The following is a 14,305-nucleotide window of genomic DNA, read 5'->3' as shown; positions in this document are numbered from 1 at the left end:
GTACACATGAAGAAGCTTTTGACCACCGCAGCCTTTGCCCTGGCTGCCCTGACCGGCCCCGCGCTGGCAGAGTACCCCACAGGCCCCGTGCAATTCATCGTGCCGTGGCCTCCGGGTGATTTCGAGGACATCCTGACGCGCATGATCGCCGCCGACATGGCCGAGGCCACGGGCCAGCCCGCGTCCGTTGTGAACCGCCCCGGTGGCGGCGATGGCCCCTTTCCCGGCGCGCTCGAGGTGCTGAATGCGCCAAATGACGGGTCGGTCATCGGGTCCTTTGTGATCGGTGTGCCCATCGTCGGCCCCAAGATCGACATCGGCATCGAAGAGGACAGTTTCGTGCCCGTGGGCATCTTTCTGACCTACCCCTTCGTGCTGGCCGCATCAGGCGACGCGCCCTATTCCAACATGGCAGAACTGGCCGCCTATGCGCAGGACAACGACGTCGTGCTGGGCCACTTTGGCGCGGGCCTGACGCCCACTGCCGTGTCGATGGCTGCGGCGGTCAAGATGGACTTTGAATTCGCCGACGACAGCGCCTTTGACCTGCTGGACTGCAACACGCTGTCCTCGGGCGATGCCGATGTGATCAACACCACGCTGGCGCTGATCGAGCCGTGCCTGGGTGACATCAACGTACTGGGCAATATCGGCGCGTCCCCCATCGCCAAGCTGGACGGGGTCGAAACCATCGCCGCGCAATCCGGTGTGAACGATGTCGAGCTGTGGAACGGCCTGTTCGTGACCAAAGGCACGCCGCAAGAGGTGATCGACACCATCGCCGAAGTCGCCGCCAAGACCATGGCGTCGGACGAAGCACAGGCGCTGATGGCCGAAACCGGGGCCGCCGTTTACTGGCAAGGTCAGGCCGAGGCCGAGGCACGGATCGAGGCAGACCGCGCCAAGTCGGCAGAGATCAACGAGATCCTGGGCCGATAATTCAAACCGCCCGTGGCGCTTGCGTCACGGGCCGCGCCGACCCGCCCCCATGGGGCGGCGCGATTGCGCCACCCCGCGGGTCAACACGCCCCTCATGTTGAGTAAGTTTCATGCGCCTCAAACTCGGTCTGCTACAGGTCAACCACGACACATCGCCCATCGGTGATGCCTTTCCGGACGACAGCCACCGGTTCCGCGACCTGTTCGATGCGCAGGACCAGCGGTTCACCTACCGCGTCTACATGACCATCGGTGGCGAAGTGCCTGCGAGCGTGGACGAACAGGACGCATTCCTGATCACCGGCTCGCCGCTGAGCGTGCTGGACGATCTGCCCTTTCTGCCCGCGCTCTACGATTTCATCCGCGCCTGCGACGCGGCGCAAAAGCCGCTGCTTGGGGCCTGTTTCGGCCATCAGGCGATCGCCATGGCACTGGGCGGAAAGGTCGCGCGTCAGGACTGGAACATCGGCGTGGACCCAATCGAGCTGACCCGCACCTTGCCATACATGCAGCCACAAACGCAGGGGCTGAACCTCTACCAGTTTCACCACGATGCCGTGACGACCTTGCCAGACGGGTGCACGGCCTACGCCCGGTCCCCAAAATGCGCCATCGCCGGGTTCGCCAAGGGCGCGCATATCCTGACCACGCAGGCGCACCCGGAATTCACCGACCCCTTCATGCGCTGTGTTCTGGACGAGACCGCGCCTCACCTGGCGGCCGAAGAGGTCGCAGCAGCCAAAGCCACGCTTGCCACGCCCACGCATGGCAGCACATTTGCCCAATGGGCCACCCGCTTTTTCGGAGGCACCCCATGAAGAACCTCGCCGATCACGACAGCTTTGTGGATGGCATCCCCCACGACACGTTCACACAGATGCGCCGCGACGCGCCGGTGCACTGGACGGATGCCTTTGCCGGAAACAAGGGGTTCTGGTCGCTCACCCGCTATGCCGACATCATGGCCGCGCAAAAGGACCCCGCGACATTCTCCAGCGCACAGGGCATCCGGATCGAGGACCAAAGCCATGACGAATACATGTCGCGCCGCACCTTTCAGGAAACCGACCCGCCCGAACATTCCACCACCCGCCGCGCGGTCAATCCCGTCTTTGCCAAGCCCGTCATCGCCCGGTTCGAACCACTGATCCAGGATCTGGCCCGCGATATCGTCGGGCAGGCGCTGGACCATGCAGAGTTCGACGGCATCGACCTGATCGCCAAGCGGTTGCCGATGCTGATGCTGGGCCGCATCCTCGGCGTGCCCGAGGATGACCTCGACTGGCTGGTGGAACGGGGCGACGCACTGATCGGGAACACGGACCCCGACTTTACCACCACCGTGATCGACAAGGTCGACACCGACGCCTACCGCATGATGCCATTCCGGTCGCCTGCGGGGGTCGAGCTTTATGACTATGCCGATACGATCCTTGATGGCACGCGGCAGGTGGACGGCGATGGCATCCTCGCCCGCGTGCTGCGCAGCGAGGATGGCGCGATGACAGCGCAGGATTTCAAGAACTTCTTCTGCCTGCTGGTGGCCGCCGGAAACGACACGACCCGCTATTCCATCGCGATGGCGCTGCACCTCATGACCCGGCAACCGGACCTGCTGGCGCAGCTGCAAACGGGCAAGGTCTGGGACACCTGCGCGGACGAGATCATCCGCCTCGCCTCGCCCACCCTGCATTTCCGCCGCACGGCGACACGCGACATCGACCTGCACGGCCAGACCATCCGCGCGGGCGACAAGGTGCTGATGTGGTTCGCCTCCGGCAGCCGCGACGAGACGGTGTTCGACAATCCCCACAGCGCGCAACTGGACCGCAGCCCCAACCGCCACCTCGCCTTTGGGCAGGGCGGGCCGCATGTCTGCCTTGGCATGTGGCTTGCCAAACTCGAATTGCGGTGCATCCTGCAAGAACTGGCAGGCCGCATCACCCGGCTCGACGCGGTGTCAGAGCCGACCTGGACCCGATCCAATTTCATCTGCGGGGTCAAATCACTGACCCTGCGCCCAACGCTGAAGTGACCGATATGACCACACGCACCCGCACCCTGTTTTGCGATCTGTTGAACCTGCCGCGCGGCAAATACGTGCCATCGGACGTGGCTGCCGGGGGCAAGGTCGGCTTTGCCCGCGGTGTGTTCGGCACCACCTTTGACCGCGACCTGATCCCCGTGCCGGGCGCGGGCGTCTTTGACGGCATCCCCGACATGGAACTTGTGCTGGACGAGGCCCGCCACCCCGACTGGCAACAGGACACCGACATCGCCCTTGGCACCCTGCACGCGGACGGCGCGCCCTTTGGCCTCTGCGCGCGCGGGCGGCTTCAGGCCACCGTGGCCGCGTGGCAGGCGCGCGGGCTGACACCCAAGGTCGGCCTCGAGATGGAGGCCTATGTGTTCCAGCAAGGAACCGACGGCGTGTGGGAGCCCTATGACACGCCCGGCGCTTTCGTCTATGGCACCGGCCCGCAAAACGATCCCGCCGGGTTGATGAACGCCCTCTGGGCCACGGCGGAGGAAGTCGGGCTGCGCATCGAATCGATGAACGGCGAATATGACAACGGCCAGTTCGAACTAACCATGCAGTTCGACGACGCGCTCGCCGCCTGCGACGGCGCGTTCCTGTTCAAGACGATGGCCCGCGAGGTCGCGGCGGACATGGACCTGCTCCTGACCTTCCTGCCCAAACCGATCCCCGACCGGGGCGGGTCCGGCCTGCACATCAACTTCAGCTTTGAGGACGCGCAGGGTGGCAATGTCATCGCGCCCGACGGGCAGTTGTCGGATGTGGCGCGCGGCTGCATGGCCGGGCTGATCCACCACCACGAAGGGCTGGCCGCCCTGCTCGCGATGACGGTGAACAGCTATGACCGCCTCGGGCCTGCATCGATGGCCGGGTACTGGGCCAACTGGGCTGACGATCACCGGCTGGTCACGACGCGGTCCTGCGTGACCTCCCCCCGATCCGCGCGGCTGGAACACCGCATGGCCGATTGCGCAACGAACCCGTACCTCGCCGTGACGGCCGTGTTGCAGGCGGCGCTGCTCGGCGTGGAAAACGGCTATGACCTGCCCGCCGCCGAAGACCTCGACGGGTTGGAAAACGTGCGCGCCACGCGCCACGTGCCATCCGCGCTGGACAAGGCGCTGGACGCGCTCGACGCGGACGCGCCCCTGCGCGCTGCCGTGGGCGACGACCTGTGCAACGCGCTGATCTTCCTGAAACAGGACGAATGGAAACGGCTCAAGGACAAGTCCGTGGACGAGGTGCGCGACTTCTACCTGCCCTTCGTCTGAGCACGGGCCGCGCCCCGGTCAGACAAAGCGCGAGACGTAGTTCTCAAGGATCTCCTGACGGCCCGATCGCGGCTGCGGCGCAATGCCTTCGGCCAGCACCCGGTCCGAGATTGCGCCCAGATCGCTTTGCAGCATCGCCTGCGCCTGCGGGGTGTCCCACCCGGCATAGCGCGTGGCCATCGCGTCCTCGATGCCGCCATCCTCCAGCATAGCCGCCGCCGCCTTGAGGCCCCGCGCACAGATGTCCATGGCCCCCACATGACCCGCAATCAGGTCCTCCGCATCCAGGCTCTGACGGCGCAGCTTGGCGTCAAAGTTGGTGCCCCCCGACCCCAGCCCACCGGCCTTGAGGATGTGGTAATAGCACAGCGCCACCTCGGGCACGTTATTGGGGAACTGGTCCGTATCCCAGCCCGACTGGTAGTCGTTGCGGTTCATGTCGATCGATCCCAGCATCCCGTCAGCGGCAGCCACCGCAATCTCATGTTCGAACGAATGGCCCGCCAGGATCGCATGCCCCTGTTCGAGGTTCAGCTTCACCTCGTCCTCCAGCCCGTATTTGCGCAGGAACCCGATGCAGGTGGCCGCGTCAAAGTCATACTGGTGCTTGGACGGCTCCTGCGGCTTTGGCTCCACCAGGATCTGCCCCTTGAACCCGATCTTGTGCTTGTACTCGACCACCATGCTCAGGAACCGGCCCATATGGTCCAGCTCGCGCCCCATATCCGTGTTCAGCAGCGTCTCGTACCCCTCGCGCCCGCCCCACAACACGTAATTCTCACCACCCAGCTTCTGCGTCGCATCCATGCAGGACTTCACCGTCGCCGCGGCATAGGCGAACACGTCCGGGTCCGGGTTGGTCGAGGCACCAGACATCCAGCGACGGTGGCTGAACATGTTCGCCGTCCCCCAGAGACAGCCAACCTTGCCGCCCTCCATCTTGCCCAGAAAGTAATCCGTGATCTCGTCCAGCCGGCTCAGGCTCTCGGCAAATGTATCGCCTTCGGGCCGGATGTCGGCGTCATGCCAGCAGAAATAGGGCACGCCCAACCACTCGAACATCTCGAACGCCACATCGGCCTTCATCTTGGCGCGACCCATGTCGTCCTGCGGGTGCCACGGGCGAATAAAGGTCTGCCCGCCAAATGGGTCGCCCCCCTCCCAGGCAAAGGAATGCCAATAGGCCACGGCAAAGCGCAAATGATCCTCCATCCGCTTGCCCATCACCATCTCGTCGGGATCATAGTGGCGGAACGCCATCGGGTTGGTGCTGTCCGGCCCCTCAAAGGTGGCGGGGGCAACGGCGTCAAAGAATCCAGTGGTCATGGCATGGCCTTCAGTTTGGGGTAAGCGCCTGAAAAGGCGGAATAAGCATCATCATAGGCGGCGGTCAGATCCGCCTCAGGGTCGATCACATCCGATATGGGGGGCTTGGTCATCACGGCGCCCGGATCCGCGCCGGTATCCCCACAGATGGCAATGCGCGCCGCGCCAAGGGCCGCGCCAAACGCCCCCTCGTCGGGGCGCTCCAGCGGGATGTTCAATGTCGTGGCCAGCATCCGCGTCCAGTAATCGGACCGGCTGCCGCCCCCGATGGCGAGGGCAGAGGGCAACTGCGCCCCCGTGGCCTTCAACGCCTCGAAACTGTCGCGCAGGGCAAAGCTGACACCCGCCATCACGGCGTGGGTCAGATCCTCGGGCCCGCTGGCAATATCCAGGCCGGTAAACCCGCCCCGCACGGCCGCATCATTGTGCGGTGTCCGCTCGCCCGAAAGATAGGGATAGAATTTCACGCCCCCCGGTGCGCGCAGCATATCGCCCAAGGACGCAGACAGATCGCCTGCCCCCCGGCCCGTGATCCGGCTCAACCAGTTCAGGCTGTCGGTGGCCGCCAGCACGACGCCCATCTGATACCAGCGCCCCGGCACCGCGTGACAAAACGTATGCACCGCCGTCCCCGCATCCGGCGCATAGCGGTCACGCCCCGCCAGAACCACGCCCGAGGTGCCAAGGGACACGAACCCGTCCCCTTCCCCCAACGCGCCCACACCGCAGGCGGCAACCGCATTGTCCGCCCCACCGGCCACAACCTTGCATCCCGCAGGCAGGCCCAGATCGGCCCGCGCCGCCTGCACGACGCCCACAACATCAGTGCCCTCAAGCAGGTCCGGCATCTGATCGCGGCGCATCCCGCCCAAAGCCAACAGATCACCCGACCAGTCCCGCGCGCCAACATCCAGCCACGCAGTGCCCGCCGCATCCGACATCTCGGTCGCATAGCGCCCCGTCAGCCACCACAGCAGGTAATCCTTGGGCAACATGACCCGCGCCACACGCGCAAACACATCCGGCTCATGGGCCGCAACCCAGGCCAGCTTGGGCGCGGTAAATCCGGGAAAGACGATATTGCCACTGACCGCGCGCGCCACCGGGTCGGCATCCATCGCCGCCGCCTCGACATGGCTGCGCGTGTCATTCCACAGGATGCACGGGCGCAGCACGCATCCTGCGTCATCCACCATCACCGCGCCATGCATATGGCCGGAAAAGGACAGCGCCCGTACGGCCCCGAACGCCGCCCCGTGCGCCGCGCGCAACGCCGCCAGCGCCGCGCCGATGCCCCGCACCCAGTCGCCCGGATCCTGCTCGCTCCAGCCTGCCGCCGGGTTTGTCACATCATAAGTGGCGTCGGCACTGCCGACCGCGCGCCCGTCCTCATCGACCAGCAACGCCTTCACACCCGACGTGCCCAGATCAAGTCCAAGGTACATCGACATCCTCCCTGTCGTTCACAGTCGCGCCCTTTAATTCGATTGTCAAACTAATTATGATGTACGCCCCTCAAAATGCCTCCAGATCGCCTTTGGCGCAATCCACATCTTCATTGTTCCCAAAATATGCCCGCCGGAGGCACCCGCCCTTTCCGCCCGCTCAGAGGCAGAGTATAGGGGCAAAAGCCCCAGACACAGGACCGCGCCCCATGCCCTTTGACCGCTCGATCAAGATCGCCCCCTCCATCCTCGCCGCCGATTTTGCCAATTTCGGTGCCGAATGCGCCGCGGTCGAGGCGCAGGGCGCGGACTGGATCCATGTCGACGTGATGGACGGCCATTTCGTGCCCAACATCACCTTTGGCCCCGCCACCTGTGCCGCGATCCGTCCGCATATCAAGGGCGTGATGGATGTCCACCTGATGATCGCGCCGGTCGATCCCTATATCGACGCCTTCGCGGACGCAGGCGCGGATGTCCTGACCGCCCATGTCGAGGCCGGGCCCCACATCCACCGCACGCTTCAGGCCATTCGCGGCGCGGGCATGAAGGCGGGCGTCGCCCTGAACCCCGGCACTCCGGCCTCGGCCGTCGCAGAGGTGATCGACATGGTCGATCTGATCTGCGTGATGACGGTCAACCCCGGCTTTGGCGGGCAAAAGTTCATCGACATGACCGCCAAGATCGCCGACCTGCGCGCCATGATCGGCGACCGCCCCGTGCATATCGAGATCGATGGCGGCGTCGATCCGACCACAGCGCCGCTTGTGGCCAAGGCAGGTGCGGACGTGCTCGTCGCAGGCTCTGCCGTGTTCCGCGGTGGCTCCGTCAACGACCCCGCCCCCTATGGCGACAACATCCGCGCGATCCGCGCCGCTGCAGAAGGCGTCTGGACCTAGTCCAGCGCGTCAGCGAACGTCTCGATCAGCTTGTGTTTCAGGATCTTGCCCGTGGGTGCCGCGGGCAATGCCGTGGCCAGTACGTAGTGCGCGGGCCGCTTGTAACCTGCCAACCGGTCCCGGACAAAGGCGCGCAGATCTGTTTCGGTCAATACGCTGCCGTCCGGAACCTGGACAAAGGCCACAACCTCTTCGTCCCCGTCCCGCATCCGTCCGACCACCGCTGCCTGCACCACCTCAGGATGGTCGTTCAGCGCGGCCTCGACCTCGGGCGGGAAGACGTTGAACCCGCCATGGATGATCAGCTCCTTGGCGCGGCCGAGGATGTGCAGGCGCCCCGCCTCATCGATGCGGCCCAGATCGCCCGTGCGCAGCCACCCGTCGGGCGACAACACCTTGGCGGTCTCGTCCGGGTTGCGGAAATAGCCCTTCATCACATGCGGCCCGCGGGTCAGCACCTCTCCGCCCGCCACCGCGTCATCGATGGTGATCTCGATGCCCGGCAGGGGCGGGCCGACCGACGTGTCGGGATCGCCGATGACGTTGCGCGTGGCAGCCGTGCCCGCGGTGCTCTCGGTCATGCCGTACCCGTTCTGCAAGGCCACGCCATAGAACGCCTCCGCCTCGCGCTTCCACGTGGGATCAAGCGGCGCGGCACCGGACGAGACATAGCGCAAGGTCGCCGAGCCAAGCGTCCCCAGCCCCTGCGCCCGCGCATGCGCCATCAGCAGCGCGTGCATCTGCGGCACCGCTGAAAAGAGCGTGATCCCGTCCCGCAGCGCGCCAAAGACCGATGGCACGTCGAAGCGCGGCACCAGCCGTACGGGCGCGCCCGCATGGATCGCCGCCACCACCACCGAACAGAGCCCGAACACATGGGTCGTGGGCAGCACGCCATAGATCATGTCGGCAGGCGTCATCGCCCGCAGGTTCGCCGAGGTCGCGCCACCGAAACGCACGTTCGCATGGGTCAGCATCACGCCCTTGGGGTCGCCGGTCGTGCCTGTTGTATAGAGGAGGACGGCGACGTCGCTGTCGCCGGCCAAGCTGTCCCCGCGGGGACAGTGTAGGGCAAGCTGACCCCATACGCCGGATATGGTGCTGGCCTCTAGATCTGCGATTTTTCTTTGTGCGGTGATGCAGTGTTTTTCGGCGTCTGGCGAGACCTGTGTGGTGAAGAACACCGCTTTGGGTTCGGCATGGGCATCGACACGGGCAATTTCGGCGGCGGTCTGGCGCGCGTTGATCGGGACGGCGATGGCCCCCAAGGCCCATGTCGCGAACAGGGCGGCAACCTTGGCGGCGCAATTTTCCGACACGATCATCACGCGGTCGCCGGGGCCGATGCCTTTGCGCTTCAGCACCTCGGCAATCTCGTCTGCGGCCAGCCCCAGTTGCGCAAAGCTCAGGCGCGCGCCTGTGACGTCCTCGAACGCCAGTGCATCGGGCCGGGTTGCGACCTGATGGGCGAGCAGGTCATGGACGCTATCCACTTTTGACCCGCTTGTAGACGCCTGTCGAGGTGGCGAGGACGGTGCCGTTTTCGTCCTCGAGCCGCCCTTCGGTAAAGATCGTGGCACGCCCGCCGCCCGACACTTCGCCCGTCGCGACCACCACGCCGGTGCTGGCGGGGGCAAGGTAGTTGGTCGTCATGGTCAGCGTCGCCACCTTGGTGCTGCCATCGTCTGCGCCTGAGCGCGCGGCGGCAAAACCCATCGCGTTGTCGAGCATCGCGGACATGATCCCGCCGTGCAGGCCCCCGTGGCGGTTGCCGTGCTGCGCCCCGATGTCGAGCCAGCATTTCGCCGTCCCGTCGCCGGCCCGGATATCCACAACATAGCCCAGCAGCGTCTGCGCGCCGGTCTCGTCGCGGATGATACCGGGTCCTTCAGGCGGCAGAGAGGGCAATGAACCGCTCCAGATGGTAATCCGTGTCGCCGAAACGGTGGTCGGCCATGATGATGCGTTTGGCGATATGGGCCAATTCGTATTCCTGCGTCATGGCGATGCCGCCGTGCATCTGGATCGCTTCTTCGGCAACCAGACGTCCGATGCGGCCGATCAGGTTCTTGCTGGCCGACAGGTGCAGGTCGGCATCGGTGTCCGTGACATGACCCGCGGCGTTGATCACGGCGGAGCGCGCCTGTTCCAGTTCGATCAACAAGTCGGACATGCGGTGGGCCAGCGCCTGAAAGGTGCCGATGGGCCGCCCGAACTGCTTGCGGGTCATCAGGTAATCCTGTGTCTGCGCCGTGGCGGTTTCCATGGCCCCCAGTGCCTCGGCGCATTGCGCGACGAGGGCGAGGCGCCACGTGGCCTCGTAGTCGCCAAGCGTGAGGCCCAGCGGTGTGCCGGGTGTATTTTCGAGCGTGACCTCGGCGGCACGGCCCCCGGCGAGGAGGGGGTAGCCCTGGATGTCTAGCCCGGCTGCGCCCTTGTCCACGAGGTAGAGCGCGATCCTGTCGCCGTCCTTGGCCGAGATAATCAGGTGTTCGGCGGCCTCGGCGTTCATCACAACGGCCTTGCGGCCCGTGAGTGTGTTGTCCGTCGCGGTCGTGTTGACGTGGTCGAGGTCATAGCGGCTGTCGGGTTCTGCGTGCGCCACGGCGAGGTGCAGGGCACCGCCGATGACCTGTTCAACCAAGTCCGTCTTGCCCGCCGCAGCCAGCAGGCGACCGCCCATCAGCGCAGAATCGAGCACCGGTTCCACCACGCCCGCGCGGCCCAGTTCCTCGAACACCACGGCGATGTCGAAACCCGCGCCGCCAAAGCCGCCCATGTCCTCGGTAAAGAGCGCGCCCAGCACACCCAGCTCGGCCAGTTCGGCCCAGATGTCGGGCGAAAATCCGGTGTCGGAGCCAAGGATCTCGTTGCGCCGTGCGGTCCCGTATTGTTCGCGCAGATAGCGCCGCAGCGTGTCCTGCAACATCTGCCGTTCTTCGGTCAGGTTGAAGTTCATTTGCCACCCCCGCTCATGGTCACTTTGGCGATGATGCCGCGCTGGATTTCGTTGGAGCCGCCAAAGATCGACAGCTTGCGGTTGTTGAAATACTGGCCCGCAACGGGGCCTGCGTCGAACGGGTCGGGGATGCGGTCGTTTGCGCCCTCGACCGCCTCGGAGGCGAAGGGCATGGCGTAGGGACCGACCGCCCGGCGCGCGAGGTCGTTGATTTCCTGACGGATGATCGACCCTTTGACCTTGAGCATCGACGCCTCGAGCCCCGGCGCCTCGCCTGCGGCGGCTTGCGAGATGATGCGCAGGTTGGTGGTGGCCATGGCGCGCAGGTCAATTTCGACTTGCGCCACGCGTGCGGCGAAGTGGGGGTTTTCGATCAGCGGTTTTCCGTTGTGATTGGCAGTTTTGGCGATGCGTTTGACCGTCTTGAGGCCCGCCTGGGAGAAGCCCACGCCGCCAAGGCCCGTCCGTTCGTGGGTGAGCAGGTATTTTGCATAGGTCCAGCCCTTGTTTTCCTCGCCCACGAGGTTTGCCACCGGCACCCGCACGTCCGTGAACCAGACCTCGTTCACCTCGTGGCAGCCATCGAGCAGGATGATGGGGCGCACTTCGACGCCGGGCGTGTCCATGTCGATCAGCAGGAAGCTGATCCCCTCTTGCTGTTTGGCATCCGCATCCGTACGGACGAGGCAGAAGATCATGTTGGCGAACTGACCGAGGGTCGTCCATGTCTTTTGCCCGTTGACGATGTAGTGGTCGCCATCGCGCACGGCCTTGGTTTTCAGCGAGGCGAGGTCGGAGCCCGCGCCCGGTTCGGAATAGCCCTGGCACCACCAGTCGGTGCCGTCGAGGATGCGGGGCAGCCAGTGGTCCTGCTGCTCTTTGGAGCCGAATTTTTGCAGGACGGGGCCGAGCATCGAGAGGCCAAAGGGCACGATGCGGGGGGCGTTGGCGTCGGCGGCCTCGGTGTCGTAGATGTGGCGCTGGACGGCGGACCATTCGGCGCCGCCAAATTCCGCGGGCCAGTTTTGCGCCAGCCAGCCGCGGTTGTTCAGGATCGCGTGCCAGCGTTCCATGTCGTCCTTGGTCAAGTCCGTGTCCAGCCGCACCTTGTCCGCGATATCGCCGGGCAGTTCATCGGCCAGGAATTGGCGCACTTCCGCCTGGAAGGCTTGTTCTTCGGGGGAATAGCTCAGGTCCATATCTCAGCCCTTTTTGTTCAGGTCATCGAAGGTTTTGCCATCCGCCACCAGCTGTTCCAGCAGGGGTGCGGGGGCCCAGAAGTCGGCGTCTTCGATGGCGTAGGATTTGATGTCTTTCAGCAGCGCCTCAAGCCCCACGATGTCGGCCCATTTCAGCGGCCCCCCGTGGTAGCGCGGGAACCCATAGCCGAAGAGCAGCGTCATATCGACGTCCAGCGGGCGGCGGGCGATGCCTTCGCCGACGACCTTGGCGCTCTCGTTGACCATGGCGGCCATGTAGCGGCGCACGATCTCTTCGCGCGTGAAGAGGCGCGGGGTGATGCCGAGGCGCGCGTGGTCCGCCTCGATCATGGGCGTGACGTCAGGATTGGGCACGCGGGCCTTTGGACCTGCGGCATAGTCATAGTACCCCTTGCCCGTCTTCTGGCCGAAATGCCCCTGTTCGCAGAGCGTGTCCGCATAAGTCGCGTCGCGTTTGGGCGCCTGCCCTTCCGCGCGCTTGCGCTTGCGCACGGCCCAGCCGATGTCGAGGCCCGCGAGGTCCGCCACGGCAAACGGCCCCATGGCAAAGCCGAACGCCTCAAGGGCGGCGTCGATGTCATAGGGCGACGCACCGTCAAGGATCATCTGGTCTGCGGCCGTGCGGTAGGTGGCAAGGATACGGTTGCCGATGAACCCGTCGCAGACGCCCGCGCGAACGCTGATCTTGCCCAGCATCTTGCCCAGTGCAAAGCCGGTGGCCACCACGTCCGGCGCGGTCTCTGCCCCCACCACGACCTCGAGCAGTTTCATCACATGCGCGGGCGAGAAGAAGTGCAGCCCCAGCACATCGCCGGGCCGCGAGGTTGTCGCCGCGATCGCATCGATATCGAGGTAAGAGGTGTTGGAGGCCAGGATCGCACCCGGCTTGCAGACCCGGTCCAGCTCCGCAAAGACCTGTTTCTTGACCTCCATGTCCTCGAAGACGGCTTCGACGGCCAGATCAACATCGGACAGCGTATCATAGCTTGTCACGATCTGCAGGGCCTGGGTCAGAATGGCGTCATGCTGATCGGCGCTGATCTTGCCGCGTTTCAGGGCCCCGGCCAGATTGCCCGCGATGCGGCCTCGTGCGGCCTCGCCCGCCTGCGCCGACATCTCGAGCAGGTGCACCCGCAGCCCCGCAAGCAGCGCCGCCGTGGCAATGCCCGCCCCCATGGTGCCACCACCAATGACGCCGATATGCTGTACGGGGCGCGGATCCACGCCCTTCAGCTCGGGCAGGTTTGACACCGCACGTTCGGAGAAAAAAGCATGGATCATGCCCTTGCGCTGGTCGGTCTGCATCAGGTCGTAAAATATCTGGCGTTCGGCCTTCAGCCCTTCGGCAAAGGGTTTTTCCACCGACGCCTGCACGGCACGCACGCACCACGCGGGCGAAATCTGGCCGCGGCCGCGCGCGAGGATGGCGTCGAATGCCGAGTCCCAGTCGATCGGTGCGGGCGGGTCCATCTCGGATACCGGGCTACGGGCGGCACCCTCCGCCAGCAATTTCTGCACATAGGCAAGGCCGTTTTCCATCGGGTCACCGTCCTGCACCACGTCGATGATGCCCAGCGCGTGGGCCTTGTCCGCGCCGATATGCCGACCGGTCGTCATCACGTCGAGCGCAGGCTCGACCCCCGTCAGGCGCGGCAGGCGCTGCGTGCCGCCCGCACCGGGGATCAGGCCCAGATGCACCTCGGGCAGGCCGACCTTGGCCGAGGGCACCGCGATGCGGTTGTGACAGCCCAGCGCGACCTCGAGCCCGCCGCCCAGCGACACACCGTGCATCGACGCCACGACCAGCAAAGGCGAGGCTTCGATCCGGTTGATCAGGTCGGGCAGGTGCGGCTCCAGCGGCGGCTTGCCAAATTCGGTGATGTCGGCGCCCGCAAAAAATGCGCGCCCCTCACCCACGATCAGCACGGCGCGCACGCCCGCATCCGCCTCGGCCTGATCCATCCGGTCCCACAGGCCCTGCCGCACGGCATGGGACAGCGCATTCACCGGCGGGTTCTGCACCGTCAGAACGGCGATGTCGCCCTGTCTCGAATAGGCAATCTTGTCGCTCATGGTCCCTCCGCTGCATCAAATCGCGCAAGGGATCATCCGCCCGCGCGAGGGTCAGCCTAGGCGTGCACGCAAAAAGGGCAAGCGTTTCGACATGCGCCGCCACGTCATTTGGGGCACACCGCGCTCTCTTCATCT

The 14,305-nt window shown here is 65.3% G+C and carries 12 protein-coding genes; 5 read left to right on the top strand and 7 right to left on the bottom strand.

The genetic code is table 11. The features are described from left to right. The first annotated feature begins 6 nt into the window (after positions 1–6). The 4 genes from Q0949_RS02260 to Q0949_RS02245 all read left to right on the top strand — a co-directional run bounded on the left by Q0949_RS02260 (position 7) and on the right by Q0949_RS02245 (position 4,248). Positions 7–939, top strand: a complete 933-nt coding sequence (locus Q0949_RS02260) for a tripartite tricarboxylate transporter substrate-binding protein (RefSeq protein WP_299367967.1) — start codon at positions 7–9, stop codon at positions 937–939. 110 nt (positions 940–1,049) lie between these two features. Next, a complete protein-coding gene (locus Q0949_RS02255; protein ID WP_299367964.1) occupies positions 1,050–1,757 on the top strand; it encodes a type 1 glutamine amidotransferase in 708 nt (235 codons plus the stop codon). Next, positions 1,754–2,974, top strand: coding sequence for a cytochrome P450 (locus Q0949_RS02250; RefSeq protein WP_299367961.1), 1,221 nt, complete (start codon positions 1,754–1,756; stop codon positions 2,972–2,974). The genes Q0949_RS02255 and Q0949_RS02250 overlap by 4 nt, the downstream gene beginning before the upstream one ends. A 5-nt stretch (positions 2,975–2,979) precedes the next feature. Next, positions 2,980–4,248, top strand: coding sequence for a glutamine synthetase family protein (locus Q0949_RS02245; RefSeq protein ID WP_299367957.1), 1,269 nt, complete (start codon positions 2,980–2,982; stop codon positions 4,246–4,248). 18 nt (positions 4,249–4,266) lie between these two features. On the opposite strand, the gene xylA is transcribed toward Q0949_RS02245, so the two are convergent. Beyond that, positions 4,267–5,574 (bottom strand): xylose isomerase, encoded by a 1,308-nt coding sequence (gene xylA, locus Q0949_RS02240; RefSeq protein ID WP_299367953.1) that lies wholly within the window; start codon positions 5,572–5,574, stop codon positions 4,267–4,269. After that, positions 5,571–7,019, bottom strand: a complete 1,449-nt coding sequence (gene xylB / locus Q0949_RS02235; RefSeq protein ID WP_299367950.1) for a xylulokinase — start codon at positions 7,017–7,019, stop codon at positions 5,571–5,573. The genes xylA and xylB overlap by 4 nt, the downstream gene beginning before the upstream one ends. A gap of 209 nt (positions 7,020–7,228) precedes the next feature. On the opposite strand from xylB, the gene rpe reads away from it, so the two are divergent. Beyond that, positions 7,229–7,918, top strand: coding sequence for a ribulose-phosphate 3-epimerase (gene rpe, locus Q0949_RS02230; RefSeq protein ID WP_299367948.1), 690 nt, complete (start codon positions 7,229–7,231; stop codon positions 7,916–7,918). Here rpe and Q0949_RS02225 read toward each other — a convergent pair. Genes Q0949_RS02225 through Q0949_RS02205 form a run of 5 tightly spaced genes read right to left on the bottom strand, consistent with a single transcriptional unit; the run spans position 7,915 to position 14,170 of the window. Further along, positions 7,915–9,411, bottom strand: coding sequence for a class I adenylate-forming enzyme family protein (locus tag Q0949_RS02225; RefSeq protein ID WP_299367945.1), 1,497 nt, complete (start codon positions 9,409–9,411; stop codon positions 7,915–7,917). The two genes, rpe and Q0949_RS02225, sit on opposite strands and share 4 nt — an antisense overlap. Further along, positions 9,404–9,826 (bottom strand): PaaI family thioesterase, encoded by a 423-nt coding sequence (locus tag Q0949_RS02220; protein WP_299367942.1) that lies wholly within the window; start codon positions 9,824–9,826, stop codon positions 9,404–9,406. The genes Q0949_RS02225 and Q0949_RS02220 overlap by 8 nt, the downstream gene beginning before the upstream one ends. Then, positions 9,807–10,877 carry an acyl-CoA dehydrogenase gene (locus Q0949_RS02215; protein WP_299367939.1) on the bottom strand — a complete coding sequence of 357 codons (1,071 nt, stop codon included), beginning with the start codon at positions 10,875–10,877 and terminating at the stop codon, positions 9,807–9,809. Before Q0949_RS02215 ends, Q0949_RS02220 begins: the two co-directional genes overlap by 20 nt. Further along, on the bottom strand, positions 10,874–12,076 hold the full coding sequence (locus tag Q0949_RS02210) for an acyl-CoA dehydrogenase family protein (RefSeq protein WP_299367936.1): 1,203 nt from the start codon (positions 12,074–12,076) through the stop codon (positions 10,874–10,876). Before Q0949_RS02210 ends, Q0949_RS02215 begins: the two co-directional genes overlap by 4 nt. Before the next feature lie 3 nt (positions 12,077–12,079). Then, the gene (locus Q0949_RS02205; RefSeq protein WP_299367933.1) at positions 12,080–14,170 is read right to left on the bottom strand and encodes a 3-hydroxyacyl-CoA dehydrogenase NAD-binding domain-containing protein; all 2,091 of its coding nucleotides are present in this window, start codon (positions 14,168–14,170) and stop codon (positions 12,080–12,082) included. Between the last annotated feature and the right edge of the window lie 135 nt (positions 14,171–14,305).

The organism is uncultured Tateyamaria sp. (assembly GCF_947487805.1).
GTDB lineage: Bacteria > Pseudomonadota > Alphaproteobacteria > Rhodobacterales > Rhodobacteraceae > Tateyamaria.
Note: the sequence above shows the minus strand (reverse complement) of the source record. Positions and strands in the feature narration are given on the sequence as shown.